Genomic DNA, 26122 nt, shown 5'->3' on the forward strand with positions numbered 1-26122 from the left:
TGTTACTCGGACGCGATCGTAGCCGACGACGTGCTGCCGGCTGACGTCGGTGCGCTCGTCGGCGTCGCGGGCGTCGCTCCGGCGTTCGTCGTCTCCGGGGCGTCGCCGAAGTCCGGCACCTCGAGCCGGGCGCCGCCCTGCAGCGCCGACTGGTGGGCGATGATGCCCGGCAGGGTGAAGCGCGCGGCGGTCCAGGCGTTCACCGGCGGCAGGGTCCGGTCGACGACGGCGCGGACGAAGTCGTCGGCCAGGAACTGGTGGCTGCCCTCGTGCCCGGTCGGCACGCCGTCGTACTCGGCGGGCAGACGGTCGGTGTCGTGCACCTCGGCGTAGCCGGACACGAACGCGTCACGCAGGGACGGGTCGACGTCGGCCAGGCGCGGGTCGTCGAGGGACATCGTCGCCTGGGTGTCGATCTTGTCGCTGATGTCGTACGAGTCCTCCTTGTCCTGCCACACGCTCGTCTTCGCGAGCTGCTCGAAGCTGGCCTCGGTGCCGAAGTAGCGGAACCGCGACTCGCGGATGTGCGACGGGTAGCCGACGCGACGCATCTCGTTGATGCGCATGACCCCGCCGTTGTCGAGCTCGAACAGGGCGGTCGCGTTCGAGAAGTCGTTGTCGAACTGGCTGACGTCCTTGTCGAAGACGCCGTCGCCGCGGTCGTCCTTGACGCCGATGCAGCTGACGCTGACCGCGTGCCCGGGGATCGCGCCGAGGACCCCGCCGACGGAGTGCGTCGGGTAGAGCATGGGCGGGTAGCTGGCGGTGCGCTTCCACTCGTCGCCCCCGCTGTACTGGTACGCGGCGTAGAAGCCGAGGTCCATGTCGTGCACGTAGTCGCCCTCGGCGTAGAAGACCCGACCGAAGGCGCCGGCGGCGACCTGCTTGCGGGCGAACACCGTCGCGGGGTTGTAGTAGCTCGTCTCGCCCATCATGTAGGTCAGGCCGGTCTCGCGGACCGCCTGGATGATGTCGCGGATCTCGTCGACCGAGATCGCCATCGGCACGGCGGAGTACACGTGCTTGCCAGCGCGCAGGGCCTTGACCACGAGCGGGCCGTGGGTCCAGCGCTGCGTGAAGATCGCGACGGCGTCGACGTCCGAGGCGAGGACGGCGTCGAAGTCGTCGAAGGTGCCGTCGAGGTGCTGCGTCTCGACGAGTTCGGACGCCCGCTCGTCGACCAGGTCCGTGACGTAGACCCGGTCGACGTCGGGGTGGAGCTTGAACAGCTTGGCGAACTGGGGGGCGAACTGGCCCGCGCCGACCATTCCGACAGAGATCATCAGTGACCTTTCCAGGGGTGTGGGATGCGTCGCCGAGCGGGTCGCTCCGATGCGATCGAGCGCCATCCTGACACACGCTGTCTACACGTGACAACCCCTGTCCACAGCCCGGAAAAAGCCTCTTGCGAGCCGTGGTCCCCACGTGTAGATTCCCGGCTCACGGACTGCTGCACGTCAGTCCACCGCAGACGAAGGAGTCGCGATGGCAACCGAGAGCCCTGTGTCGTCACCCTTGACGACCGCCAGCACGAGACGGAGGAGTCGGTCCGCCGACCTCGCCCGTGCCCGCACCACCGCCCCGCGGCGCCGCCCCAGGAACGACCTGTGGCTCGCGCTCGTCTTCATCGCACCGGCAGCCGTCGGGTTCGCGGTGTTCCTCGCCTGGCCGACCGTGCGGGGCATCTACCTGAGCTTCACGTCGTACAACCTGCTCACCGAGCCCGAGTTCACCGGCCTGCAGAACTACGCCCGACTGGTGCAGGACTCGATCTTCTGGCACTCGATGGTCGTGACGATCGAGTACGTCCTCATCAACATCGTCATCCAGACCGTCGTCGCGCTGTTCATCGCCGTGATGATGCACCGGCTGACCAAGTCGACGTTCGTGCGTGGCATCGTGCTCGCGCCCTACCTGGTGTCGAACGTCGTCGCCGCCCTGGTCTGGCTCTGGATCCTCGACACCCAGCTCGGCATCGGCAACGAGATGCTCGCGGCGCTCGGCCTCGACCGCATCCCGTTCCTGCAGAGCGACGTCTGGGGCATCCCCTCGATCGCGCTCATCAACGTCTGGCGACACGTCGGCTACACGGCGCTGCTCATCTTCGCCGGCCTGCAGTCCCTGCCCGAGACCGTGTACGAAGCCGGGCGCATCGACGGTGCGAGCGAGTGGAAGATGTTCTGGCGCATCACGGTGCCGCTGCTCCGCCCGATCCTGTCCCTGGTGCTCATCATCACCGTGATCGGGTCGTTCCAGGTGTTCGACACCGTCGCCGTCACCACGCAGGGCGGCCCCGCGAACGCCACGAACGTCGTGCAGAACTACATCTACAACCTGGCGTTCGGTCGGTTCCAGTTCGGCTACGCGTCCGCGGTCTCGGTCGCGCTCCTCATCGTCCTCAGCATCATCACGATCATCCAGTACCGACTCACCCGCTCGGGTGAGTCCGACCTGGACTGAACGGAAGCGCCATGACCACGACACTCACCCGCTCCGTCACCACGTCCGGCCCGCCCCGGATGGGCGCCGGCCACCGTCGCCGCCCGTCGCTCGGCCGGGTGCTCGCCTGGGTCGCGATGATCCTCGTCATCGTCGTCACCCTGTTCCCGTTCTACTGGATCCTGCGCACCGCGCTGTCGTCGAACACCGCGATCAACTCCGACCCCACCTCGCTGCTGCCCGTCGGGTTCAGCCTGGGCGGGTTCGAGCGGGTCTTCGGCCTGCAGTCCACCGAAGAGGCGTTGGCGCAGGGCGGCTCCGGCGCCGCGCTGAACTTCTGGCGGTACCTGCTCAACTCGATCCTCGTGTCGACGCTCGTCACCGTCGGCCAGGTGTTCTTCTCGGCAGCGGCGGCCTACGCCTTCGCCCGGCTGCGCTGGCCCGGCCGCGACAAGGTGTTCGGGGTGTTCCTGGCCGGGCTGATGGTCCCCGCGATCTTCACGCTGCTGCCGAACTTCACGCTCATCAAGCAGCTCGGGCTCGTCGACAACCTGCTCGGCATCGCCCTGCCGACGATGTTCATGACCCCGTTCGCGGTGTTCTTCCTGCGCCAGTTCTTCCTCGGCATCTCGAAGGAGGTCGAAGAGGCGGCGCTCATCGACGGCGCCGGCAAGGTCCGCGTGTTCTTCCGGCTCGTCATCCCGATGGCGGCCGCCCCGATCGCCACCCTCGCCGTGCTGACGTACATCACGAGCTGGAACGACTACTTCTGGCCGCTCATGGTGTCGTACACCGACAGCTCGCGGGTGCTGACCGTCGCGCTCGGCGTCTTCAAGTCGCAGACCCCGCAGTCCGGCACCGACTGGGCCGGGCTCATGGCCGCGACCCTGGTGGCGGCGCTCCCGATGATCCTGCTGTTCGGCGTCTTCGCCAAGCGGATCGTCAACTCCATCGGCTTCTCCGGGATCAAGTGACCCGGCTGTCGGACAGGACGAACACCATGACGAACCAACTGACCCGCCGCACGCTCTTCGCCGGCGGCGCCTCCGCCCTGGCCCTCGGTGCGCTCGCCGCCTGCTCGTCGCCCGGTCGGCGCGCGACCAGCCGATCGGGTGCACGGACCGTGAGCTACTGGTTGTGGGACGCGAACCAGCAACCCGCCTACCAGGCCGTCGCCGACGCCTTCCACCGCGCGAACCCGGACATCACCGTGCAGATCACCCAGCTCGGGTGGAACGACTACTGGACCAAGCTCACCGCGGGGTTCATCGCCGGCACCGCGCCCGACGTCTTCACCGACCACCTGACGAAGTTCCCGCAGTACGCCGACCTCGACGTGCTCTACAAGCTCGACGAACTCGACGCGACCAAGGGCATCCGCGACGACGACTACCAGTCCGGGCTCGCCGAACTGTGGAAGGGCCAGGACGGCCACCGCTACGGCTCCCCGAAGGACTGGGACACCGTCGCGATGTTCTACGACAAGAAGGCGATGGCGAAGGCCGGGGTCTCCGCGGAGGAACTCGGGTCGCTCGAGTGGAACCCGGACGACGGCGGCACGTTCGAGCGGATGCTCGCCCGGCTGACGGTGGACTCCAAGGGCCGACGCGGCGACGAGGACGGCTTCGACAAGGACGACGTCGCCGTCTACGGCATCTCGTCGAACGGATCGGGCGGCGACGGCTTCGGACAGACCCAGTGGTCGCCGTTCACCGGGTCGGTCGACTGGTTCTACACGAACGAGAACCCCTGGGGTGACAAGTTCCGCTACGACGAGCGGGTCGTGCAAGACACCCTCGCCTGGTACTACCGGCTGGCCGAGAAGGGCTACATGGCGAAGTACGGGGTGTTCTCCACCACGACCGGGCCCGAGGTCCAGCTCGGCGCTGGCAAGTGCGCGCTGTCGTTCAACGGCTCGTGGATGATCGGCTCGTACCTCGGCATGGACGACCTCGACGTCGCCGTCGCCCCGACCCCGATCGGTCCGGCGGGACACCGCGCGTCGATGTTCAACGGGCTCGGCGACTCGATCACGAAGCAGGCGAAGGACACCGAGGCCGCGGCGAAGTGGGTGGCGTTCCTGGGCAGCGACGAGGCGCAGCGGATCGTCGGTCGGAGCGGGATCGTGTTCCCCGCTCGTCCCGCGGGCACCGAGGCCGCGGTGGCGTCGTTCCGGAAGCGCGGCCTGGACGTCTCGGCGTTCACCCGGCAGGTCGAGGAGGAAACGACGTTCCTGTTCCCGGTCACGAAGAACCCCGCCGACGTGCAGGCGTTGCTGCAGCCCGCCTTCGACGACGTCTACGCGAACGGCAAGCCGGTCTCGACGCTGACCGGGGTGAACGAGCAGGTGAACAACCTGCTCGCCCTCACCTGATCGCGCGCGGTGCGGGTCGGCCACGGGCCTCCGGTTCGGCGGTGCGCATGGTGCGTGTGTGGTGACTGGGTGCGGGCTTGGTGGCGTGGTGCGGCGCTGTGAGCGCGCACGGTGTGGGCGAGCTCGCACCGGGTGGCGGTGGGCGCACGGTGCGGTGGCCGGGAGGCGCGGTGCGGGTCGGCCACGGGCCTCCCGTCCGGTGGTGCGCACGGTGCGTGTGTGGTGACTGGGTGCGGGGTTGGTGGCGTGGTGCGGCGCGGTAAGCGCGCACGGTGTGGGCAAGCTCGCACCGGGTGGCGGTGGGCGCACGGTGCGGCGGCCGGGCGGCGCGGCGCAGCCGACGGGTCAGAGGTCGTGCAGCTCGCGATCGCGGAACCACTTCAGCAGCCAGGCCGCACTGGTCCGGTCGAACGAGCGCGGGAAGTCCATCGTCCCGGAGAGGAAGGGACTGAAGCCCGCTTCTGACCGGATGTCCGAGTCGTCGAGTGCTCGGTACGCCATCGACCAGCCGTCGAAGCGCCGGCGCTCGATGTCCTCGCGCACGAGCGACTTGACCTCACCGTGCCGCCGGTCCTTCGCGATCACGTCGTACCGGTCCTGCACGCTCCACGCCGGCCCCTCGAGCAGCTGCATGAACCGGCCGCCCTTGGCGAGCAGGAGCCCCGAGACCCCGAGCGCTTCGTTCCGCAGCCGGGACTCAGCGAGCAGCACCGCCATGGCCTGGTCGTCGAAGGGCACGACGGCACGACTCATGTAGACGATGGAGACGAGCACTCCTCCATACTGCTGGGTGGCAGGCCGTTGCGCGAAGTGGATGTCCGCAACGCGCCCCACGGATCGGCGCCGCGGATCAGCCCTGCGGCAGCTCGTGCGCGGTGACGTCCTCGTTGCGCTTCTTCCGCCAGGGGCGAGCCGGGGTGTTCGGGCCGTCCCACACCAGGATGGCGCCCCAGGCCGCAGCGATCAGCGGCACCGAGATGATCGCGCCCGTGATGCCGGCGAGCACGGTGCCGGCGGTCAGGCCGATCAGGATGACGAGGCCGTGCAGCTTGAGGGTCCGCCCCATCAGGACGGGCTGCAGCAGGTTGCCCTCGAGCTGGTTCACCAGCACCACGATGCCGATCACGATGAGCGCCTGCACCGGGCCGAGGGCGACGAGCGCGACGAGGGCGGCGAGGATGCCGGCAGCGGTCGCACCGACGATCGGGATGAACGCCGTGATGAAGACGATGACGGCCAGCGGCAGGGCCAGGGGCACGCCGACGATCGCGATGCCGACCCCGATGCCGATCGCGTCCACGGCAGCGACGGTGGCGGTGCCGCGGACGTAGCCGCCGAGGGTCGAGACGACCCGGTCACCGACACGACGTGCGCGGGCGTAGCGCTCACCGGTGAAGGGACGGAGCAGGAACTCCCAGATGCTCGGGCCGTCCTTCAGGAAGAAGAACAGCACGACGATCATCAGCACGAGCCCGGTCAGGAAGTTCGCGGTGGCCGACGCGCCCGCCAGCGCACCGGAGCCGAACTGGGCGCTCGTGACGAAGTCGGACGCCGACGCGACCGCGTCGTCGATCTGCTTGTCGGAGATCGAGAACGGCAGGTTCTTCGCGAACTCCTGCAGCTGCTGGAACCCGTCGACCGCCGACTTCTGCAGCTGCGACCACTGGTTCTCGACCGCGACGACGATGAGCCAGCCGATCAGGCCCAGGATCGCGAGCACGCCGATCAGGACGGCGAGGGTGGCGAGCACCGACGGCACGCGGTGCTTGCGCAGCCACGACACGACCGGGTGCATCGCCGACGCGATGATGAGCGCGAGGAGCACGGGGATCGTGACGACGCTCAGGATGTTGCTCGCCCAGACGACCCCGGCGACGACCACCACGACGATGATCAGCTGCAGGCACCGGGTCGCGAAGTGCCCGGCGGAGTCGGACCATGCGGCCTGGACCCTGGACGGCGGGGCTGGGGTGGTCGGGCGCGGAGCGTCGCGGAAGAACGGCATGCGCCAGACGCTACCGACCAGCGGGCCGCCGCGCCGCTTCTGACGGGCAACGCGTCGAGGGCAGCACGTCCGCGCGCCTAGGATCGGGCGCATGGCGACCGTCCTCCTCGTCCGTCACGGACGCACCACCGCGAACGCCACCGGCGTCCTGGCCGGACGCACCGCCGGCGTGCGACTCGACGCCGTCGGGCGGACCCAGGCCGAGCGGACCGCGGAGCGCATCGCCGCGGTGCCCGTGGCCGCCGTGGTGTCGAGTCCGCTCGAGCGCTGCCGACAGACCGCCCGCGCGATCCTCGACCGGCAGCCCGGCCGCCAGACCGACCGGCAGCCCGACCACCAGCCCGGCCGCCAGACCGACCGGCAGTCCGGCGCGTCCGATCTGCTGATCGAGCGGGCCATCACCGAGGCCGACTACGGGCAGTGGCAGGGCCGGAAGCTCGCCGACCTGGCGAAGGAGCCCCTCTGGCGCACGGTGCAGGCGAACCCGAGCGCCGTCGTGTTCCCCGGCGGCGAGTCCATGCAGACGATGCAGTCCCGTGCCGTCGCGGCCGTCCGGCGCATCGACGCCGAGGTCGAGGCGGAGCACGGACCCGGCGCGGTCTGGGTCGCGGTGAGCCACGGCGACATCATCAAGAGCGTCCTGGCCGACGCGTTCGGCATGCACCTGGACCTGTTCCAGCGCATCGGCGTCGGGCCGGCCTCGGTGTCGGTCGTGCGGTACGGCGAGCACCGCCCCGAGGTCGTCGCGACGAACACCGAGTCGGGCGACCTGTCCTGGCTGCGCACCGCCCCGGCTCCCAGCGGGGAGGCCGCGGTCGGCGGCGGCGCAGGGCATCCGGAACCCGATGCGCACACCGGCACCGGGCGTCCGGCCCCCGACGCGCCCGGCGGACCTGCGCGACCCTGAACGGGCGGAGCCGGGCGCTCCTACAATGCGGGTATGCCCACCATCGTCCACGGCTTCGACTGGCCGGACCGCCTCGTCGTCGGCACCATCGGCCGTCCGGGTGAGCGCGCCTTCTACATCCAGGCCCGCTCCGGTCGACGCGTCACCAGCGTCGCGCTCGAGAAGGAGCAGACCTCCGTGCTCGCCGACAAGATCGACGAGCTCCTCGACGAGGTCGCGACCGTCGACGACAACCGCTTCAGCGTGCCGCCGTCGGTGCCCGCCGAACTCCGCGACCCGGAGCCCCTCGACCAGCCGGTCGAGGCCGAGTTCCGCGCCGGAGCGCTGAGCTTGGGCTTCGACCCGTCCACCGCCCAGGTCGTCATCGAGGCGTACCCGATCGACGACGAGGTCGAGATCGTGTCCGAGGAGAGCGAGGACGGCGTCGAGATCGAGGCCGTCGTGGAGATCCCCGAACCCGCCGAGCTGTTCCAGGTGAAGATCCCGGTCGGCACCGCCCGGGCATTCGTCGAGCGCACGCGTGAGGTCGTCGCCGCCGGTCGTCCGCCCGGCGACGCATGAGCGACGGATCGCTCTCCGTCCGGGCGCGCATCCGTGAGGCGTCCAACGCCACCTTCCTCGCCGACCTCGACGGCGCGACCGTCGTCTACAAGCCCGTCGAGGGCGAGCGACCGCTGTGGGACTTCCCGGACGGCACGCTCGCCGGCCGCGAGATCGCCGCACACCTGGTCTCCGAGGCGTTCGGCTGGGGCGTCGTCCCGCCCACGTGGATGGGCGACGGTCCGTTCGGCCCCGGCATGGTGCAGCGCTGGCAGGACGTCGACCCCGAGCAGGACGCCGTCGACCTGGTGGCACCCGAACTCGCCGAGGCGGACGGTTCGCCCTGGCTGCCCGTGCTCGAGGCCATCGACGAACACGGCCAGCCCGTCACGCTCGTGCACGAGGACTCCGAGGCCCTGCGCCGGATGGCCGTCTTCGACGTCGTCGTGAACAACGCCGACCGCAAGGGCGGGCACGTGCTCGCGATGCCCGACGGCCACCGCTTCGGCGTGGACCACGGGCTCACCTTCCACGTCGAGCACAAGCTCCGGACGGTCCTGTGGGGCTGGATCGGCGAGCCGCTCGGGCCGGACGAGCTCGAGGGCCTCGACCGCGTGTCCGAAGCCCTGCGCGGCGGGCTCGGCGACGAGCTCGCCGAGCACCTGACGGACGAGGAGATCGACACGCTCCGGGCGCGCTGCGCGGCCCTGCGCGCCGTCGGGATCTTCCCGCCGCCGCCGGGTCACGGCCCCGCCGTGCCCTGGCCGCTGTTCTAGACGCACCCAGGTACGGACTGGAGGCCCGTGGCGGTCTCGCCACGGGCCTCCCGGCTGTCCGTGGCTGGCTTCAGAGCCCCCAGTCGTCGCGGAAGAGCGCGCCGCCGGCCCCGCGACGCGAGCCGAGGTACGAGCCGACCACGGCGACCCCGAGGTCGTCGTTCTCCGGCGCCACGACGCTGCCGTCCACCCGCTTCGCCATCGCGTCGATGAACCGGGCGAGCCCCGGGTCCTCGCCGAGCCGGAAGAACGTCGTCTGGGCGCCGAGGCGTCCGGCGTTCTCGAGCTCCCGGACGGTCAACGCGATCGTCACCGGGTCGGGCGGGTAGTCGAACCAGACCTGCCCGTTCGGCTCGAGGTGCGAGGTCGGCTCGCCGTCCGTGACGATGAGGAGCACCGGTTGGGCCGTGGGGTGCTTGCGGAAGTGCCGGTTGGCGAGCAGCAGGGCGTGGTGCAGGTTCGTGCCCTTGTCCCACATCGCGTCGAGACCGACGAGCTGTTCGACGTCCATCACCTCGGCCTCGCGACCGAAGGCGATGAGCTGCAGGTCGTCGCCGCGGAACCGGGTCGACACCAGGGTGTGGAGCGCCAGGGCCGTGCGCTTCATCGGGACCCAGCGGTCCTCCATCGCCATCGAGAACGACGTGTCGACGAGCAGCGCGACGCAGGCCTGGGTGCGGGCCTCGGTCTCCTGCACCTCGACGTCGTCGATGCTCAGGTGCACGCCGGCTCCCTGCCGACCGCTGGCCGCCGTCCGCACCACGGCGTTCGTGATCGTGCGGGGGATGTCCCACGGCTCGGTGTCGCCGAACGCCCACTGCCGTGACGCCCCTGACGGTTCACCCGCGGCACCCGAGCGACGGAGGTCCCTGGCGCCCTGGCGACCGGACATCCGCTGGGCGACGTCCTTGAGCAGGCTCTTGCCGAGCTGCCGCATCGCCTTCGGGGTCAGCCGGAGCTGCCCGTCGGCACCGCGGCGCATCGCCCCCGAGTTCCGGAGCGCCTGTTCGAGCCGCTGCAGGGTCTTCGCGTCGACCGCCGCTTCGTCGCCCAGCTGCCGGGACAGCGCGTCGAGGTCCAGGTCGTCGAGTTCCGAGCCGGGGCCGGACTGGGCGAGCTGGTCGGCGAGCGCGTCGAGGTCCGCGATGTCCTGGAACACCCCGGTGCCGTCGCCGAGCCCGAGGCCCTGCTCGCCGTCCATGCGCTCCGACCCGCCCCAGTCCTCGCCGGGCCGCAGGGACCGCAGGTTCCCGTCGAGCTGGGACAGCTGCCCCATCAGGTCGGGGGAGCCGAAGGCCTGCTGGGCGAGGGAGTCGAGTTCGTCCCGCTGCTCCTGGGTCATCGAGTTCCGCATGCGCTGCGCTGCGGCCGCGCGGGCTGCCAGGTCGTCGAGCAGCTCGTCGACGTTCGCGGGGTCCGACGGGAAGTACTCGCCGTGCTGGTCCATGAAGTCGTCGAACTGCTGCTGGGTGTCCTCACCGCGGGCGTGCGCCTCGAGCAGGGCGTTGAGGTCCTGCATCATCGCGCTGACCGCGGCCCGGTCCTGGTCGGTGGCGCCCTCGAGCGCCTGCTTCATGCCGGCGAAGCGCTGGTCGAGCACCTCGCGGCCGAGCAGGTCCTTGATCTCGTCGTACTTCTGCCGGGCCTCGGGGCTCGTCCAGCCGTAGCCGCCGAGCTCCTGCACCGCGGCGGCGGGGGAGGGCGACAGGCTGTCGAGCTGCAGTTCGGCCAGCGCCCGGTCGCCGTCGTCGAGGTCGACGTTGCGGGCGAGTTCGCCGCGTTCGGCACGGAGCGCCTGGTCGAGCAGTTCGCGGACCTGCTGCAGGGTGCCGTCGAGGTTGTTCCGGCTCGTCAGTTCACGGCGCCGCTCGGCCACCCGGCGGGCCAGGTCGTCGAGGCCGCGCTGCGTCCGGCCACCACGTCGCAGGAACTCCCGCATCGCACGCTCGGGCGACGTGCCGCCCATCACGTCCTGCCCGATGGCGTCGAGCGCCTCGGCCAGGTCGACCGGGGCCGCGAGCGGGTCCGGCCCGTCGGTGTAGGCCCCGTAGCGGGTGTCGCGCGTCAGGCGTCGGTTCTGCCTAGCCATAGACGGCTTCGCCCCCGCCGGACTCCTTGCTGATGCGTCGGGCCAGGAACAGGCCCTCGAGGGCGAGCTCGATCGCGCCGGCGCGTTCGCCGTCGTTCGTGGCACCCATCCGGTCGCACACCTGGTCGTACAGGTCGGACTCGCCGATCGACGGCAGCCCCTCGAGGAACGCCCGGGCGCTGACCTGCTCGCCCGTGGTCACCATCGTGCCGCCGTCGAGCGCGTCCACGAGCACCGCGAAGTCGAGACCCCTGAACCGGGCGCGCACGGTCTCGGCGGTCGCGGTGCGGAGCAGGTGCTCGAGGACCTCGTCGGCCCGGTCCTCTTCGCCGTTCTCGAACTCGATCTTGCCGCCGAGGACGTCCACCGCGGTCTCGAGGTCGATCGGGCGGGCGACCGCCTCGTCCTCGCCCTGGCGTGCTGCGCGGTGCACGGCGGCGGCGGACACCGTCTCGGCACCCGCGATCGCGAACCGGGCGCTCACGCCGCTGCGCTGGTCGACGGCGCTCGACGAACGGAGCGCCCGGGTGAAGCGGGCGAGGATCTCGATCAGCGCGTCGGGCACCTCGGCCGTCAGCTGCGCCTCCTGCCGGATGACGGCGATCTCGTCGTCGAGCTCGATCGGGTAGTGCGTGCGGATCTCGGCGCCGAAGCGGTCCTTCAGCGGTGTGATGATCCGGCCGCGGTTCGTGTAGTCCTCGGGGTTCGCACTCGCCACGACGAGCACGTCGAGCGGCAGCCGCAGCACGTAGCCGCGGATCTGGACGTCGCGTTCCTCCATCACGTTGAGCATCGCGACCTGGATGCGTTCGGCCAGGTCGGGCAGTTCGTTGATCGCGACGATGCCGCGGTGGCCGCGCGGGACCAGCCCGAAGTGGATGGTCTCCGGGTCGCCCAGGCTGCGACCCTCGGCGACCTTCATCGGGTCGACGTCGCCGATCAGGTCGGCGACGCTCGTGTCCGGCGTCGCGAGCTTCTCGACGTAGCGGTCGTCGCGGTGCCGCCAGCTGATCGGCAGGGCGTCACCGAGCTCGTCGGCACGTCGGATGCTCGCCGTCGTGATCGGTTCGTACGGGTGCTCGCCGAGCTCGGAGCCGGTGATGACCGGCGTCCACTCGTCGAGCAGGCCCTGCAGGGTGCGGAGCAGGCGGGTCTTGCCCTGGCCGCGCTCGCCGAGCAGGACGACGTCGTGCCCGGCGATCAGGGCGCGTTCGAGCTGGGGGATGACGGTGGTCTCGAAGCCGTGCAGGCCGGGCCACGGATCGGTACCCTGGCGCAGGGCGGTGAGCAGGTTGTCGCGGATCTCGGCGCGGACCGTCTTCTGGACGTGACCAGAGGTGCGGAGCTCGCCGACCGTGCGGATGTCAGGTCGGGTCACGTTCTGGACGTTACGCCTTGTCGGACGGGAGGCCCGTGGCGGGCCCCGCCACGGGCCTCCCGTCCGTCCGCTTGTGGGTTTCCATCGCACTTGCGATCATTGAGATCCCGGCGACGGAGCCGGATTCGAAGTAGGGGGATCCGGCTCCGCCCCCGGTTGCTCGTACCGCATCTGAACCACATCGGCGATCTCGGCGTACGGTCCCCTTTCGTGAGCAGCGCGAACGCAACCATCAAGAGCCTGGTGCCCGCCAGGATGGACCGCTTGCCGTGGACCCGGTTCCACTGGAGCGTCGTCGTCGGACTCGGCGTGTCCTGGATCCTCGACGGTCTCGAGATCCAGATCGTCTCGAACGCCGGGTTCCAGGCCGACCTGAACCTGTCGACGCAACAGGTGACGTTGCTCGGCACGATCTACCTGGTCGGGCAGGTCGTCGGCGCCCTGGTGTTCGGGCGGATGTCCGACCGGCTGGGCCGCCGCAAGCTGTTCATCCTGACGCTGGCCATCTACCTGATCGGTTCCGGCATCGCGGGCCTCGCGCAGGACTTCTGGTTCCTGGCGGCCTTCCGGTTCGTGGCGGGGTTGGGCATCGGTGGCGAGTACGCGGCGATCAACTCCGCGATCGACGAACTCATCCCCGCGAAGTACCGCGGGCACGTCGACATCGCCATCAACGGCACGTACTGGGGTGGCGCGGCACTCGGCGCCTTCGCGAACATCTACCTGCTCGACACGTCGTACTTCGCCGAGGACATCGGCTGGCGCATCGGGTTCTTCCTCGGCCCGGTGCTCGGCATCGCGATCATCTTCCTGCGCCGGCACATCCCGGAGAGTCCGCGGTGGCTGATGACGCACGGACGTCAGGAAGAAGCCGAGGCCACCGTCTCCCGCATCGAGGCGTCGGTGGAGCAGGCGACCGGCAAACCGCTGCCCGAGGTCGACCAGTCGAAGGCGATGACCGTCACACCGACCGACCGCGTCGGGTTCCTGACCATCGCGCGCGTGCTGCTGAAGCAGTACCCGACGCGGACGCTCGTCGGCGCGACGATGATGATCACGCAGGCGTTCCTGTACAACGCGATCTTCTTCACCTACGCGCTCGTGCTCACGAACTTCTTCGGCCTGAAGACAGCGGAGACGGCGGTGTACTTCTTCCCGTTCGCGATCGGCAACCTGCTCGGGCCGATCATCCTCGGGCGCTTCTTCGACACCTGGGGTCGTCGCCAGATGATCTTCCTGACGTACCTGGTGTCCGGGCTCGTGCTCGCCACGTCGGCGTTCCTGTTCCGGGCCGACGCAATCTCGGCCACGGTGCAGGTCGCGTTCTGGTGCGTCTCGTTCTTCTTCGCCTCGGCCGGTGCGTCGAGTGCGTACCTGACGGTCAGCGAGATCTTCCCGCTCGAGCTGCGGTCGCAGGCCATCTCGTACTTCTTCGCCCTGGCGCAGATCTTCGGTGCGGTCGCCCCGGCCATCTACGGTGCCTTCATCGGGGACGGGTCGTCGCGGGAGCCGCTGTTCTGGGGGTACCTGCTCGGATCCGCGGTGATGATCGGTGGCGGCGTGGTGGCCCTGATCTTCGGGGTCGACGCCGCGCGGAAGGGGCTGGAGGACGTCACCCAACCGCTCTCGGTGCTCACCGGGGATGCGAAGTCCGACCGGAAGTGAGCACGGTGGCGGCGGCCTGACATTCTGTATGCAGAGTGTTTAGCGCCGCCGCCGCAGCGCTGTCACTGTGCCTGCATGGCACTCCTCCACAGTCCGACACCGGCGACGATCATCCACGACAGCGGCCGCCCGCTCCCCGGGGGCTTCGCCCGTGCGTGACCCTGGGGTGATGGAGCACACCCCGATGCGCGCCGCGGCCGGCGACCTCGATCCCCACGGCCTGCGCCGCAGCCTGCTGCGCGACGCGGTGTTCCTGCGCCTGCTCGACAACGTCCTGCGGGGCGAGTACCGCCGTGGGCAGCGGCTGCGGCTCGACACCCTGGCATCGGACATGCGGGTGTCGCGGACGCCTGTGCGCGAAGCCCTCGTGACCCTCGAATCGCTCCAGCTGGCGACCGTCCAGCGGTACGTCGGGGTCGTGATCTCGCACTGGTCGGTCGACCAGATGACCGAGCGCCTCCGGATCGCGCAGACCATGCTCGCCGATCCTCCGTCGAGCGCCGTCGGCTACCAGGACCGGTTCGACAAGGCGTGGCTCCGCGAGTGCTGGACCGAAGCCGGTGCCTTCGTCGAGCTCGGGTCCTGGTACCTGCGGCGCCGCGGATCGTCGGTGAGCGGCGACTGGTTGCTGTCGCAGCGCATCGTGCTCGACATGTTCTTCACCGATGACGTCGCCCTGGCGAACGGGATCGACGCCGTGGTCGACCGGCGCCGACGGGTCGAGATCGTGGAGCGAGCGGTGGACGCCGCCGCCCGCGATGCCCTCGACGACTGCGCCGCCGCACTCCTCGAACTCTCGACCGCCCTGATCGCCCTGCCGGACCGCTTCCGGGTGGTGGTGTCGGCCTGACGCGGCGTCGGCTGCGGATCCGTTCAGGTCCGTGCCGACCGCCGCGGATCCGCTGGTCGCGATGCCGTTCACCGAGCATCGCCGGTGCACCTCGCACCGGATCGTCAGGAAACGTCGTGGCAGCCTTGACCGGTTGCCGTCCCCGGCGTGTCCACCGACGACAGGAGTGCCCGTGAACGACGTCCGCGACCGATCCCACCGCTTGAACCGAGCGTCCGGGATCGCACGGCACGGACGTCTCCGGCGCTCGAGCCCCCTCGCGACCGTGGCCAAGACGGTCTCCGCCGTCGTCGCGGTGGCGCTCGTGAGCTCGGTCTCGGTCACGGCGATCGCGGCGAAGCAGGTCACGGACGACCTCGGTGACGGGGTGGAGATCCAGGGCCAGCCCGCGCCGCAGGCGAAGGGTGGTCCCAAGCCCCTCAGCGCCTTCAAGGGCGGGTTCAACATGCTCGTCGTCGGCACCGACAACGACCCCGACCAGAGCGCTGCGTTCGGGGAGCGCGACGCGACCCTCAACGACGTCAACATCCTGCTGCACGTCTCGGCGGACCACACCAACGCCACCGCGGTGAGCATCCCGCGTGACCTCGTCACACCGATCCCGGCCTGCAAGAAGACCGACGGCACGGGCACCGCCCCGGCGATGGCGGCGCAGCCGATCAACACCTCGTTCGGCGAGGGCGGCCTGAACTGCGTCACCCAGACCGTGTCGGGTCTGACCGGGCTCGACATCCAGTACTCGGCGGCGGTGTCGTTCAAGGGCGTCATCGAGATGTCGAACGCGATCGGCGGCGTGCCGGTCTGCGTCGCCCAGCCGATCACCGACTCGTACACGGGGCTGAACCTGCCCGCCGGCACCTCGACGCTGCAGGGTGACGATGCCCTGGCGTTCCTGCGCACCCGGCACAGCGTGGGCGATGGGTCGGACCTCGCCCGGATCTCGAGCCAGCAGGTGTTCCTGTCGTCGCTGCTCCGCACCGTGAAGTCGAACGACACCCTCGGTTCGCCCGCCCGCCTGTACAAGCTGGCCCGGGCGGCGGCGTCGAACATGCAGCTGTCCCAGAGTCTGAACGACATCGGGACGATGGTGCAGATGGGCCTGGCGCTGCGGGACCTGCCGCTGGCGCAGGTGAACTTCGTGCAGTACCCGGGCACCACGGGCGGCACCGGGGTCTACGCCGGCAAGGTCCAGCCGACGACGTACCTGGCCGACCAGCTGTTCGCGAAGATCAAGGCCGACCAGTCGTTCTCGCTCGGGGCGGACAGCACGGGCATCGGGTCCGAGACGAACCCGACGCAGACGGGTCCGACGCAGCCGACCGCTGCACCGTCGTCTCCGGAGGCTGCGCCGAAGCCGGCGACGCCCGCGACCCCGGCAGCACCGTCGTCGGCTGCGCCCCGCACCCCCTCGGCGACGCCCGAGACCATCGACGGACTCGAGGGCCAGTCCGCCGACCAGCAGACCTGCTCCAAGGCGTTCGGGTACTGAGGCGCGGGGCGGGCCCTCGCTGGCCCCGAGTCTCGGTCAGGCGGACTCTTTGCGGCCTTCAATGCCAGTGGACTGTCCGCGGGGACGAGTCTCGGCTCGGTAGCTGCCTGCCCCCGAACGCAGGAACGGGGGCGCGGTGGTGGGCCGCGCCCCCGGGGAAGTCGCTCCCCGTCGGGCACCACGCGATCGGGCGCGCCGGGCCCGCGCGGAGAACGACGTCGGGTGCTGTGTCGCGACGACGGGGACGAACCCCGGAACGTGATTGCCGCGTCCCGACGATGCTATGCAGTGGGGTACGCCCCGACAACCCCGATGTGTCCCCACTTCGGGGGACCGCGCTATCCGGCCCGAGCCACGCGCGGGCGTGCGTCGGGTCGAGACTGGCGCGGTCCTCCTGTATGGTGGTCGGAGCGCTCGCGAGAGTGCTTGGAGACGTCGCATAGTCCGGCCGAGTGCACCACCCTGCTAAGGTGGAGTCCCCTTTGAGGGGACCGAGGGTTCAAATCCCTCCGTCTCCGCACTGTAGGCAAGTTGTCGAATCGCCGCGGATCGGGTTCACGAATGAGTGGGCCGGATCCCCGGCGTGACGGCGATGTTGCCCCTCTGTTCTCAGCCTCTTCGCTCGCCGACGTCGATCGACGCGGGGCTGCGGCGATTGAACCTGATGCCGCTTGATGCCTCTGTCTGTGGGGCTGCAGGGGTGGTGCTGGCGGTGTGCGCCTCAACCGTACCGTGGTTGACCCTCGCCTCGTCATGGCGCGTTCGCGGGTGTGGTGCCGTTGCGTCTGTCGTGAGAACTCGCACCCTTCGAGTGACGCCTAGGCTCTTTGGTGTCATGGGAACTGATCAGGATCCGGCGCCGGCGGCGATCGCCGCGGCGATTGAGAACTACCGTCCGCAGGTCGTGTCTGAGTACTGGACGGTTGCGGGCGGCGATTTCGCGCGTGCTGCGGTCATGAAGGCGAAGCCGACGACGACCGCCGACGCCTACCGGCTGATGTACAACGTTGCGCCGTTCGTGATGTGGGCGCATGCGCAGGATCTGCCGGAGAACGTTGAAGCCGTGTTCACGCCGGACCGGTTGGATGAGTACCTCTCGACGGGGGACCGGAGGGAGTGGCACTTGGCGCGGCAGTGAAGCGAATGCTCGACGAAGAAGTTGCGCTTTCAGCAGGATGGCCCTCGGAGTCCTCGGTGCGAGTCTCGCCCTCGATTGCGGCGTTCGGACGCCAAGTAGAGCAGCTGAATCGCCTCACCAACGACCTGCCGCGTCCGGAAGGCACGACGTCGTGGACCCGGTTTGTGTTCCGGCATCCGTCAATGGCCGGAGCGTACGCGCGAGCGGTTCTGCGTGGATTGTGGGAGATCGTGACCTCTGTGCGCATTGTGCGCACGCGCCGCGCGGAGACCGATGAGCCCGTCCCAACGCCGACGACGCCCGGCGCGGACGAGTCGCTTCACGGCGACTGGGCCGACACCGTCCGCGGACTCGAAGCCGCCGTCGAGCAAGGCTTCGACGCTCTTGCCGAGAACATTAAAGTCTCCGCGATCGAGCGACAGGTCGATGCGCGACTCTACGGTGTGGACCCGGAAGATGCCGACCCGTATGTTCGGCTCTTCCTTCGGAACATCTACCTCACCCTCACACCGGAACTCGGCGGTCACGAGATCGTTCTCGAACCCCGCCTGCTGCTGCACTCGCGCGGCCTCGTGCAGCTCACGCTCGCGCTCAACGCGCAGGATGAGATCGCGACGCGCGACGCCATCGACCTTTCCTACAGCACCCACCCCATCGGCTCCAGCATCCTCATCCCCGATGTGTACCTGCGCGCGAAGGAAGAATATCTTGCTGGGAAATGGTCGGACGTTGAGGATCAGGGCCGTCGGCTTCGCGCCATCACGTTCGACGAGCCCACGACAATTTCGGAGACCCTCGACCTGCTCGCGGGAGTCGTCTTCGACGTCACCAAGGCGAGACCGTCGGGACAATGGTTGACGTACGCCGTCGTGATGACCGCACCCGGTTCGTGCTGCGATAACTCCGAGGATTGGCGCGTCCAGCACGTGTCCGACATGGACCAGCTCGCGTTGCGGAAATCACCGATGGACGGCGAACGGCTGCGTATCGACGGCGGCCCAGAATTCGCGTCCACCGACGGTACGTCGGATCGACCGAACGTCGGCTCGTCGCTCCACGTCAGCTACCGCCCCTGGGCACCAGGGGTCCATGATCTCAACACGGTGCTCCTGATTGAACACGCCATATCTGTCCACATGCGGCTGGCGCACCTCGAACAAACCATCAAGAGGTTCCGAACACGAGCACGCGCCGTTGAACGAGCATCCCGCCACGCCGTCAGACTGTTCGCGGAGATGCGCGGTTCCGAATTGCGATACGGCACCGCCCGAGATCAGCACACGCACCTCCTCAACCAGCTGGGCGCAACCGACATGCGCGCAACCATCGAGCAGAGCCTCAGTCTCCTCAGCGCCGTTTCCGGCGCCCGCAGCGACGCCCGCACCGCACGTCTGGCTAACCGTCTCGCAGTAATCGGCATCGTTGTGGCCGCCATCGCCGCAATTCCCGTCGTCCCCGACGCGTTGCACGTCCTCCGGTCCGCAGCCACCAGCACGGATAGTCCCTGGCGAGCGGTGCTCACCGGGATCGCCGCGCGTCCTGCGACGCTCCTCGTCGCTGCCGTGACCATTGCGGCAGCGTGGATGGCCATCGCAGCCTCACGGGCGATCATTCTGTTCGGCGCCAGTCTTCGCCACCTCATCGAACGTGGCGCCAAGTCGCCAATCACCATCGACATCACTTTCGACACACCCGAATCCGGCGACGTACAGCCAAGTGAGTCGACGAGTCGAGAACCACTTGATTCAGTCGAGTAGCCATGGCCCGCGGCCACCATGCTGCTTCTCGCCCTCCCCGGATCCGCGTAGCTGTACCAAGGAGAAGAACTCGGGCTTCATGAGGTTTGCGACGTCGGCCGAGATGGCTGCAGCGTTCCGTTGCCGTGCAATCGCACCGGACCGTCGCTCGGCTTCGGCGACGGTGGAACGCACCTGCCCGAGCCGTCCTGGTTCCAGACGGTGTCCGTCGAAGCTGAAGACGACGACTCGCATCCACGTCGAACCTGCACCCGCGTGCCCTGGCGATTTGACGAGAACCGCAGTCGGAGGAAAGCCGCACCTGGATCGACACCGGACGAGACCTCGTCCTCGCGTTCCAACGACCCAGTGGATGGACGAGCATCACCAACTTCGGCGACGATCCGATCCCGCTACCGGAAGGGGAACTCCTCCTCGCGAGCGACCTATCCGGGAAGCACCTTCCCCGTCCGCAACTGCCTGGCTGAGCACCTGAGCGCACAACACCGGTTGGAGAATCCTTGCGGGAATCGCTCGAGCCTCGACAGGATCTGGGAAGGCGGCCGCGCATGAGAGCACGCGCGAGGTCGCGGCATCCCCAGCACTCGCCGGGCGTCCCGGAACGGCGGCGGAAGCCGTTGACTCGATCATCTTCCTCGCCGCTGACAGTGCATCGCTCGTGCACGGCGGTGCCGTCCCGGTCGACGGCCGCCGCATAGCCGGCTGGCCTCGCTGCATGTCGGGGCTCGGTTGCAAAGAACGCCATCGTCGCCAGCTCAGAGCGCACCCCACTGCACGCATCAGAGGTGGTGGACGCAGCAGTAGCCGGTCCGATAGACTGGGGACCGTCACCCGAACCGGGGGCACGGGCACTTGTACAAGTGCACGGCGCCGCCGCTAGGATGACGGAGGAGAGGAACTGAAGTCATGCCTCCGGGCACGACTGCGGTAACTGATCGCACCGATGCACGGCTTGTATCTCGTCGACAGGGTTGCAGGCCACGGCACGGACCACAAGGTGTTCCTTCGGGAAAATGGCGGTCAGTCGAGTGTTTGACAGTTGCTCGCGTGGCCTCGTGTTATTCGAGGCCGGTACTTAGGACGCGAGGAGCTTTGAGATGCCTAATTCGGCGAAACAACATCACAATGACGTTCGTACGAACGTTTCACAGGCCCCCGTGGCAGGTGTTGAACATGCGACGAATGACAGGCCCCAAAGTCCTCGCGACTCGCATTCTCTAGCCACCGCTGGGGAGCTGCTCGCAGCTCCCCAGCGGGAGGCTCTTGAACGCTCTCTGGAACTACTGACCACGGCTGTAAGAGCGCTAGAGCGCTCCGGCCGCAGCACGGCCGCAGCGGGCGTTGGTGCCAAGATGCGACAACTTGACCGGTCCCACACCATCAAGGATGCGGGCCTGAAGTCTTTCCGCGACCTCCTGGACGTAGCTGTCGATCGTGGATTGATCAGCCTCGACCGAGGACCTAGCGATTTCACGGTGCGAATCGCTACTCCGCTCGCGCCGCCGGCAGGGGGCCGCCCGCAATCCTTGAGGCGCGACTTGTGGTCCGCGATCCTAGATTGGTCGCCGGACGCTCGCTACGCCTTCGACCGACTGACTCGCAACACCGAACGCGCGGAAGGCCCTGTAAGCGCTGATCAAGTCATCGTGCCGACCCTCTCTAAAGAGCACCACGTCCAGTGGATGGCGGACTTTGCTGCCGCGGAGTCGAACCGAAGCGATCAGAGTCCGCTCGTGGCGACGATGTCGACCGAAAACCCGGCTGCAAGTTTCGCCGCGGCGCTCGGCGCCAACGAACCGGCCAACCGGCGGTGGAAGCGGCACCTGCGGCATCGCGTCATCGACCGTGCGCTCTCCTGGTCTGAAGAGAACCACATTCCAGTGTCGGACATCAGCGCACCGGTCGGTGCGCCGTCCATTGAGGCGCCATCGCAGGCCCGCCCCGCGGCGCCCAACGACGCTGCCGACGAGCAGCTTCGCGAACAGATCCTGTCGCTCCTGCACACTCTCCCGTTGCACGAGCTGCTGCATCTGCGCATCCCGGTCGGGTACACACTCCGCCGGTGAGCGGCGATTCCGCCACAAACCTTCGACGGCTCATCCAGGAGACGGTACGTCTCGACGGGGGGAGAGATTGGCCGGCTGGATCCCGTGCCCACGAAATCGGTGAAGGTATCAAGAAGAACAAACGGTACGCAACACCGTCGTCTGGTCATCTCGCCTTGCCACAGCGGGGACCCGGAGTCGAGCGCCTCAGAGCGGCGCTGGATGTCGGCATTCCCGACGTGCCGGCAAACCTGTCGCGAGAGGCATGGGCTCGGCTACTGAACATGCCCACCCTCATCACCGACACACTCCGTGCCGGAGCCGGCGACCCCAGCAATGTCACAACGAAGCAGCTCGTGCTGGCAGCCGTGTTCCGAAGCGCCGACGAGAGGCTCGCAGACGGCGAGATGACGCATCCGCGATTCGCTGCGAAAGCCACGCTGACGCTGCGGCTGGAATCGGACGGCCAGAAGCGTTTCACGACGGACGCCTGGCTCACAGCGGACTGGTTCGACTCCACCCGAGCCCTCCTCGCGGCCCTCGACGCCGACCCGGGCATTCGCGCTCGGGCTCCCGGGTCAGGCTCGCAACGCGTCGACGTAGTATTCGCTGCGGACCGCGTGCACTGGGCAGACGGAACCGACCTGTACGAAGCAGTCGAGCGAATTGCACACTTGGCCGGGATGCGTGCGCGCCTGTTGTTCCTCTCGGGGCAAAACTACGCCTCTACGAGAGCGCGACTCCGATCCGAACAGCCAACGCACCTGGTGTTCATTGGATCAAACGGTATCGACGAGGTGAGGCAAGAATTTGAAGTCCGCAATCGGGGTGCCGCTCACATCCTCGAACAGAACAACCCGACCGATCTTGTCGGCGCATTGTATGAGAAGATTCCTCGCATCGGGGGTATAGCCGCGAACTTGATGTTGTACTCCGTCCCGCCGAGTGCGCCCGATCGTCTACCTGACATGCCCAGCATTGATGCCATCGACTGCAAACACGTCAACAATCGCGTGTACGTTCTCGACAGTATTGAAAACGTCTGGTGGACCCGTGACGACGCCCATCACGCACGGGTTCAATTCAAGACGTACACCCTCCAGAACGACACTCTTCACTGGAGGGCAGATCACGGCGCCGACCACGTCGTTGCAGAAGGAAAGCACAAGGGCTCAGGCACCATGACGGTGTCGCTGAAAGCGGCCACTAGCTGTGGGAACCCGAGACGCCACCTCTTTAGCTAATGGCGCGCCTCTTGCATCATTCGCCGCCCGCAGTGGCCAGGACCTCACGCGGACACCGCCGAAGTGGCCCGGACGACACCGCGCCTAAAGACCGTTGTCCTCACCCGAGGATCGTTCCGGCCCGATCGGTTCGGTTCGCGTCATCGTTAGTAAGGTAATGCTGATCGCGTGGAAGTCAGGCAATCAGGGCTCGGACCTGTCGGAGGGTGGTCAGGTGCACCTGATCCTCCGTGCCGATCCACGGAACGCTCGATGCGGGGTAGTCGTGGGTGATTCTGGTGAAGTGCTGTCGGGCAGGGCTTTCGCCCGCGCCGTAGAACGGCTCGTCGGTGATCCAGGCGAACTGATGGAGGGTGACGTCGATGGAGAACTCGACTTGGCCCGAGTCGTTGCGGCGCTCCAACCAGGTGTGGGCGGCTGGCCGAGTGTCTGACTCTGCAGTCACGACGCGCCACGAGTGATCTTCGCGACCAAGCAGAAGTTGACTTATCACGATTGCCGAGACATCGCAGGCTGGGCTTGGCCACCTCGACCGAACGAACATCGCGTCGTTGGGGCTGATAGCGAGCATCGCGTTTACAGCGCGCTCAACGACCTCGTTGATTGAACCGGAATCGAGCAGCATCAGCGGATTCTATGTCGAACCTGAGTTGCTCAGGGACGTCGTCGAGGTGGCTCGTGCGCAATCGCTGAGATGGCCTGTCGCAGCCATCCCGGGCGGGGCTTACACCCACAGGGCCGCATGAGGGCACGCTCCAGTTCAGGCGCGTCGCCAGGCGCGAAGTGCGTCCGAGAGTTTCGTCAGCAGCTCTACAACGTCTGTCTCGACCTCTGCATACTTCGCTGCACCCGATGTCGTGGCTTCCACGAGCCCGTATGCGGGTTTGCTAGCGGAGAGTCCCGTCAGCGTCTTCGGGACGCCGTAGTGCATAGACCGGTTACGCAAGGCACGCATCTGGAGGACTCGGGTGGCCTGCTCAGACTGCAGGACTGCTTCCACCGGCTGCTGGGCAGTTGCGCCGGCGTCCGCCTCGAAACGCTCGAGGATCTGCGTGAGCGCGCTCAGTGCGTGCGTGGCCACGACGAACCGGACGCGGAAGAGGCTTGACCGGTGCGTGGTGGCAGTAGGGGCGAACACCCACAATGCCGCGTTCACCGAGCACTCCACCATCAGCAGAAGGTCCTTCACGGACGGGGTGCCAAAGTCTCCATAGGACGTCGCGTCGAAGAGGACAGCTGTCGTGTCGACGAGGCGAGGCGCAGCAACCGTTGGCAGCGTGACCTGACGAACAACGGGATCCCCCATGCCGAAGGCGCGTTGAAGCTCCACGGTGCGCTGCCCCATTGTCTGCCCCAGATTGAACGACCGTGAGTCCTCGTCAGCGGCCCACCGATCGTTGAGGCTCGCCGCCGCCTGATAGGACGCCAACCGGGTGGAAGCGAGCGCACGTCCGTCGCCTTCCAGCAACGCGAAGTCGTTCAGCGACGAGAACGCCGCGGTGTGCTCGGCGGCGATCGATGCGAACTGGTCCAGGACGGAGTCGACAGACTTCTTGTCGTCATCGAGGAGCTTCACCGTGTGTCGAGCTGTGGCGATGTCGACATCCCATCCCGCCGTGACGCGGTCGACGGCTTCAGGGTCAACGCGTTTCAGCTGGTTCAGTCCCTCATGAAGGACGCGCGCAACCTGCGGGAGGATCGACAGCCCGACCGTCGGTTCCCAGTCCGTGCCGACCGCCGATGTCACCAACGAGGTCCACCAGGACACGTCGTCGCGGAGCATCACCGCGTCCAACTCACGCCGCTGCTCAGCTGTCTCCACCACGGACTTCCGCTTGGCCTTCGCTGACTTTCCACTCATAGTGACCATCCTGTCGTCTGCAGTGGCAGCGGACGGCTCTTACACCGCACGGATCTCAGCCCACACCGACGATGCACGGCGAATGCGCCGAGAGTCAGCGAGGGCCGTGCATTCTGTGTCGCCGCAGTATGCCGAGTGTAGTTGGTCCCTGCTCATCGCGCCGAGACCAACCGCGCAGCAGCCCGCAGAAGCGGCAGGCGTCATCTGACGGGCTGTGTGGGTTCGGCTCGGCAACGCGCCTCGCGGACTGGACTGGCTCGACGGCTCCGGAGGGGCTGTCGTCTAGGCGGTCAGCACTGCCGCTTCGTCGACCCACCGCGCCAGGATGCTGAACGCGGCTAGTTGTTCAAGTGCGAGATGCTCGTCGTCCACATCATGTGCCTGGTGCATTCCCGGGTTGCGGATGGCAGCGTAGAGGCCCTCTGCGAAGGATCGGGCTCCTCGATGCAAGTTGCGGTAGGTGTCGCCACCGTCGTCCTTCGTCAGTCGGAGCCGGCTCCTGTCGGGCTTTGGGTCATCAAGCGAAAAAGCCTCGTTGAAAAGAGCCGTTTCGGACACATCCCGACGTCCCACTTTCGCCTGGGTTTCCGAGTTCACGCGGATCGCCGCCTGCATCACCGCTTGATGGTAATGACCAGTGCGCCAATAGGAAGCGCCGTTCTCCCACGCCCAAGCGTGCAGCTTGCCCGCGTCCAACTCCGGCGCCGAATCGCCGAGCTTCTCAGCAATCTCTTCGGCGCGCTCTAGCGCCGCCTTCCCACGAGCGACCTTGGCTCGCAGCCAGGTGTATTTCTTATCCGCTTCTGGCCGATCCGACGCCCACCCCGGCGTCGCTCGGTCAAGGATTTGCTCGACGACGTGGCTGCGCTGATCTGCTTCAGACTGCGAACCGGACATGACGGTTCCGAAGTAGGCAACGCCACCCGTGCTGCGTGGAACCACCTGTGAGGTGACGCTCAAGAAGGCATCAAGCTCCGCGGCGGCCCATTCAACGTCCATCTTCGTCATATTCAAGCTCCTCCCGGGGCAGTGCTCGGTGAAGCTCCTGCACCCCTATATCTCTGTCGACGAGGCGCGAACCGTCGGCGTCTCACGTGCAAGTATTGCGCTTGGAGCCGACCCAGCGACGGAGGAATCGTGAGCCGACGGAAGCGCCGACCGGTCGCATACGAGTTGCTGACCGACGCGCAAGATCCCGGACACATCCTGCGAGAGGCTGCCGAGGCGGCCTCCGTGCTTGGACCAGGGGAATCCGAAGCCGACGGCATCCACCGGGCCGAATCGTTCATCGCCCGCTTGCCCTGCCGTGATGATCCGTTCGCGCTCGGCAGCGGAGATGCTCGAGAGCGGGAACGTGTTCCAGGTGGACGTGTTGCCGAAGCGGAGGTCGCACATAGTGCGGCCACCGACGAGGCGATGCCACGCGGGGAACATCTTCGACGAGATGACGGCGAATAGGGCGGCGCGCGAGGGTCGCGTCAACACGTCTCGAAGCGCCCACCGGTGCTTTATGGGTCAAGACAATGTCGGCGCCGCCGTCGAGGACGCTTGCCGATAGCTCGGCG

22 protein-coding genes and 1 tRNA gene are annotated in these 26122 nt (G+C 67.9%); 14 read left to right on the forward strand and 9 right to left on the reverse strand.

Annotated elements, in window-relative coordinates; translation table 11 throughout:
* Window positions 1-2: 2 nt before the first annotated feature.
* Window positions 3-1283 carry a Gfo/Idh/MocA family protein gene (locus tag H489_RS33865; RefSeq protein WP_081612345.1) on the reverse strand — a complete coding sequence of 427 codons (1281 nt, stop codon included), beginning with the start codon at window positions 1281-1283 and terminating at the stop codon, window positions 3-5.
* Window positions 1284-1485: 202 nt separating this feature from the next.
* Between H489_RS33865 and H489_RS33870 the strand changes: the two genes are divergently transcribed.
* Genes H489_RS33870 through H489_RS33880 form a run of 3 tightly spaced genes read left to right on the forward strand, consistent with a single transcriptional unit; the run spans window position 1486 to window position 4813 of the window.
* A complete protein-coding gene (locus H489_RS33870; RefSeq protein ID WP_081612346.1) occupies window positions 1486-2460 on the forward strand; it encodes a carbohydrate ABC transporter permease in 975 nt (324 codons plus the stop codon).
* An 11-nt stretch (window positions 2461-2471) separates the two neighbouring features.
* Complete coding sequence (locus H489_RS33875) at window positions 2472-3413, forward strand: carbohydrate ABC transporter permease (protein ID WP_017888304.1); 942 nt, start codon at window positions 2472-2474, stop codon at window positions 3411-3413.
* Window positions 3414-3439: 26 nt separating this feature from the next.
* Window positions 3440-4813: an ABC transporter substrate-binding protein gene (locus H489_RS33880; RefSeq protein ID WP_031260339.1), complete on the forward strand. Its 1374-nt coding sequence runs from the start codon at window positions 3440-3442 to the stop codon at window positions 4811-4813.
* A 345-nt stretch (window positions 4814-5158) separates the two neighbouring features.
* Here H489_RS33880 and H489_RS33885 read toward each other — a convergent pair whose 3' ends face one another.
* Together H489_RS33885 and H489_RS33890 are read right to left on the reverse strand one after the other, a co-directional pair.
* Window positions 5159-5587: a BLUF domain-containing protein gene (locus H489_RS33885; RefSeq protein ID WP_017888306.1), complete on the reverse strand. Its 429-nt coding sequence runs from the start codon at window positions 5585-5587 to the stop codon at window positions 5159-5161.
* A 76-nt stretch (window positions 5588-5663) separates the two neighbouring features.
* Window positions 5664-6818: an AI-2E family transporter gene (locus H489_RS33890; RefSeq protein ID WP_017888307.1), complete on the reverse strand. Its 1155-nt coding sequence runs from the start codon at window positions 6816-6818 to the stop codon at window positions 5664-5666.
* A 91-nt stretch (window positions 6819-6909) separates the two neighbouring features.
* Here H489_RS33890 and H489_RS33895 point away from each other — a divergent pair, with 91 nt between their 5' ends.
* Genes H489_RS33895 through H489_RS33905 form a run of 3 tightly spaced genes read left to right on the forward strand, consistent with a single transcriptional unit; the run spans window position 6910 to window position 9041 of the window.
* Complete coding sequence (locus H489_RS33895; RefSeq protein WP_017888308.1) at window positions 6910-7725, forward strand: MSMEG_4193 family putative phosphomutase; 816 nt, start codon at window positions 6910-6912, stop codon at window positions 7723-7725.
* A gap of 33 nt (window positions 7726-7758) precedes the next feature.
* A complete protein-coding gene (locus H489_RS33900; RefSeq protein WP_017888309.1) occupies window positions 7759-8286 on the forward strand; it encodes a DUF3090 domain-containing protein in 528 nt (175 codons plus the stop codon).
* Window positions 8283-9041 carry an SCO1664 family protein gene (locus H489_RS33905; RefSeq protein WP_017888310.1) on the forward strand — a complete coding sequence of 253 codons (759 nt, stop codon included), beginning with the start codon at window positions 8283-8285 and terminating at the stop codon, window positions 9039-9041. The genes H489_RS33900 and H489_RS33905 overlap by 4 nt, the downstream gene beginning before the upstream one ends.
* Before the next feature lie 70 nt (window positions 9042-9111).
* Here the strand turns inward: H489_RS33905 and H489_RS33910 are convergent, their stop codons facing one another.
* Window positions 9112-11130 (reverse strand): vWA domain-containing protein, encoded by a 2019-nt coding sequence (locus tag H489_RS33910; protein ID WP_017888311.1) that lies wholly within the window; start codon window positions 11128-11130, stop codon window positions 9112-9114.
* Window positions 11123-12508 (reverse strand): AAA family ATPase, encoded by a 1386-nt coding sequence (locus H489_RS33915; RefSeq protein ID WP_017888312.1) that lies wholly within the window; start codon window positions 12506-12508, stop codon window positions 11123-11125. Before H489_RS33915 ends, H489_RS33910 begins: the two co-directional genes overlap by 8 nt.
* 210 nt (window positions 12509-12718) lie before the next feature.
* Here H489_RS33915 and H489_RS33920 point away from each other — a divergent pair, with 210 nt between their 5' ends.
* From H489_RS33920 to H489_RS33955, 8 genes are all read left to right on the forward strand, one after another.
* Entirely contained in the window at window positions 12719-14173 is a 1455-nt protein-coding gene (locus tag H489_RS33920; protein WP_040420052.1) for an MFS transporter, read from the forward strand.
* 169 nt (window positions 14174-14342) lie between these two features.
* Window positions 14343-15023 carry a GntR family transcriptional regulator gene (locus H489_RS37065; protein ID WP_017888314.1) on the forward strand — a complete coding sequence of 227 codons (681 nt, stop codon included), beginning with the start codon at window positions 14343-14345 and terminating at the stop codon, window positions 15021-15023.
* Window positions 15024-15288: 265 nt separating this feature from the next.
* Entirely contained in the window at window positions 15289-16512 is a 1224-nt protein-coding gene (locus tag H489_RS33930) for an LCP family protein (RefSeq protein ID WP_235045695.1), read from the forward strand.
* 428 nt (window positions 16513-16940) lie between these two features.
* Window positions 16941-17030: transfer RNA gene (locus H489_RS33935), tRNA-Ser, on the forward strand.
* Between the two features lie 317 nt (window positions 17031-17347).
* Window positions 17348-17650 carry a hypothetical protein gene (locus H489_RS33940; RefSeq protein WP_017888316.1) on the forward strand — a complete coding sequence of 101 codons (303 nt, stop codon included), beginning with the start codon at window positions 17348-17350 and terminating at the stop codon, window positions 17648-17650.
* A gap of 5 nt (window positions 17651-17655) precedes the next feature.
* Complete coding sequence (locus H489_RS33945) at window positions 17656-19407, forward strand: hypothetical protein (protein ID WP_152427330.1); 1752 nt, start codon at window positions 17656-17658, stop codon at window positions 19405-19407.
* 1352 nt (window positions 19408-20759) lie between these two features.
* Entirely contained in the window at window positions 20760-21473 is a 714-nt protein-coding gene (locus H489_RS37850; protein WP_152427331.1) for a hypothetical protein, read from the forward strand.
* Entirely contained in the window at window positions 21470-22696 is a 1227-nt protein-coding gene (locus tag H489_RS33955) for a hypothetical protein (protein ID WP_152427332.1), read from the forward strand. Before H489_RS37850 ends, H489_RS33955 begins: the two co-directional genes overlap by 4 nt.
* Before the next feature lie 175 nt (window positions 22697-22871).
* Here H489_RS33955 and H489_RS33960 read toward each other — a convergent pair whose 3' ends face one another.
* The 4 genes from H489_RS33960 to H489_RS38835 form a co-directional block, all read right to left on the reverse strand.
* A complete protein-coding gene (locus tag H489_RS33960; RefSeq protein ID WP_017888320.1) occupies window positions 22872-23321 on the reverse strand; it encodes a hypothetical protein in 450 nt (149 codons plus the stop codon).
* A gap of 135 nt (window positions 23322-23456) precedes the next feature.
* Window positions 23457-24557, reverse strand: a complete 1101-nt coding sequence (locus H489_RS33965) for a hypothetical protein (protein ID WP_152427333.1) — start codon at window positions 24555-24557, stop codon at window positions 23457-23459.
* Window positions 24558-24839: 282 nt separating this feature from the next.
* Window positions 24840-25565, reverse strand: coding sequence for a TIGR02391 family protein (locus tag H489_RS33970; RefSeq protein ID WP_017888322.1), 726 nt, complete (start codon window positions 25563-25565; stop codon window positions 24840-24842).
* A 45-nt stretch (window positions 25566-25610) separates the two neighbouring features.
* Window positions 25611-26042 (reverse strand): type IIL restriction-modification enzyme MmeI, encoded by a 432-nt coding sequence (locus H489_RS38835; protein ID WP_413813399.1) that lies wholly within the window; start codon window positions 26040-26042, stop codon window positions 25611-25613.
* Window positions 26043-26122: the final 80 nt, after the last annotated feature.

This window comes from Curtobacterium flaccumfaciens UCD-AKU (genome assembly GCF_000349565.1).
Classification (GTDB): domain Bacteria; phylum Actinomycetota; class Actinomycetes; order Actinomycetales; family Microbacteriaceae; genus Curtobacterium; species Curtobacterium poinsettiae.

What these genes read in the sequence shown, in the direction of transcription:
- H489_RS33865 (WP_081612345.1), bottom strand. Translation starts at nt 1,283, where the DNA reads ATGATCTCTGTCGGAATGGTCGGCGCGGGCCAGTTCGCCCCCCAGTTC.
- H489_RS33875 (WP_017888304.1), top strand. Translation starts at nt 2,472, where the DNA reads ATGACCACGACACTCACCCGCTCCGTCACCACGTCCGGCCCGCCCCGG.
- H489_RS37065 (WP_017888314.1), top strand. Translation starts at nt 14,343, where the DNA reads ATGGAGCACACCCCGATGCGCGCCGCGGCCGGCGACCTCGATCCCCAC.
- H489_RS33880 (WP_031260339.1), top strand. Translation starts at nt 3,440, where the DNA reads ATGACGAACCAACTGACCCGCCGCACGCTCTTCGCCGGCGGCGCCTCC.
- H489_RS33900 (WP_017888309.1), top strand. Translation starts at nt 7,759, where the DNA reads ATGCCCACCATCGTCCACGGCTTCGACTGGCCGGACCGCCTCGTCGTC.
- H489_RS33905 (WP_017888310.1), top strand. Translation starts at nt 8,283, where the DNA reads ATGAGCGACGGATCGCTCTCCGTCCGGGCGCGCATCCGTGAGGCGTCC.
- H489_RS33890 (WP_017888307.1), bottom strand. Translation starts at nt 6,818, where the DNA reads ATGCCGTTCTTCCGCGACGCTCCGCGCCCGACCACCCCAGCCCCGCCG.
- H489_RS33960 (WP_017888320.1), bottom strand. Translation starts at nt 23,321, where the DNA reads ATGCTGCTCGATTCCGGTTCAATCAACGAGGTCGTTGAGCGCGCTGTA.
- H489_RS33895 (WP_017888308.1), top strand. Translation starts at nt 6,910, where the DNA reads ATGGCGACCGTCCTCCTCGTCCGTCACGGACGCACCACCGCGAACGCC.
- H489_RS33965 (WP_152427333.1), bottom strand. Translation starts at nt 24,557, where the DNA reads ATGAGTGGAAAGTCAGCGAAGGCCAAGCGGAAGTCCGTGGTGGAGACA.
- H489_RS33945 (WP_152427330.1), top strand. Translation starts at nt 17,656, where the DNA reads ATGCTCGACGAAGAAGTTGCGCTTTCAGCAGGATGGCCCTCGGAGTCC.
- H489_RS33910 (WP_017888311.1), bottom strand. Translation starts at nt 11,130, where the DNA reads ATGGCTAGGCAGAACCGACGCCTGACGCGCGACACCCGCTACGGGGCC.
- H489_RS37850 (WP_152427331.1), top strand. Translation starts at nt 20,760, where the DNA reads ATGCGACAACTTGACCGGTCCCACACCATCAAGGATGCGGGCCTGAAG.
- H489_RS33870 (WP_081612346.1), top strand. Translation starts at nt 1,486, where the DNA reads ATGGCAACCGAGAGCCCTGTGTCGTCACCCTTGACGACCGCCAGCACG.
- H489_RS33970 (WP_017888322.1), bottom strand. Translation starts at nt 25,565, where the DNA reads ATGACGAAGATGGACGTTGAATGGGCCGCCGCGGAGCTTGATGCCTTC.
- H489_RS33940 (WP_017888316.1), top strand. Translation starts at nt 17,348, where the DNA reads ATGGGAACTGATCAGGATCCGGCGCCGGCGGCGATCGCCGCGGCGATT.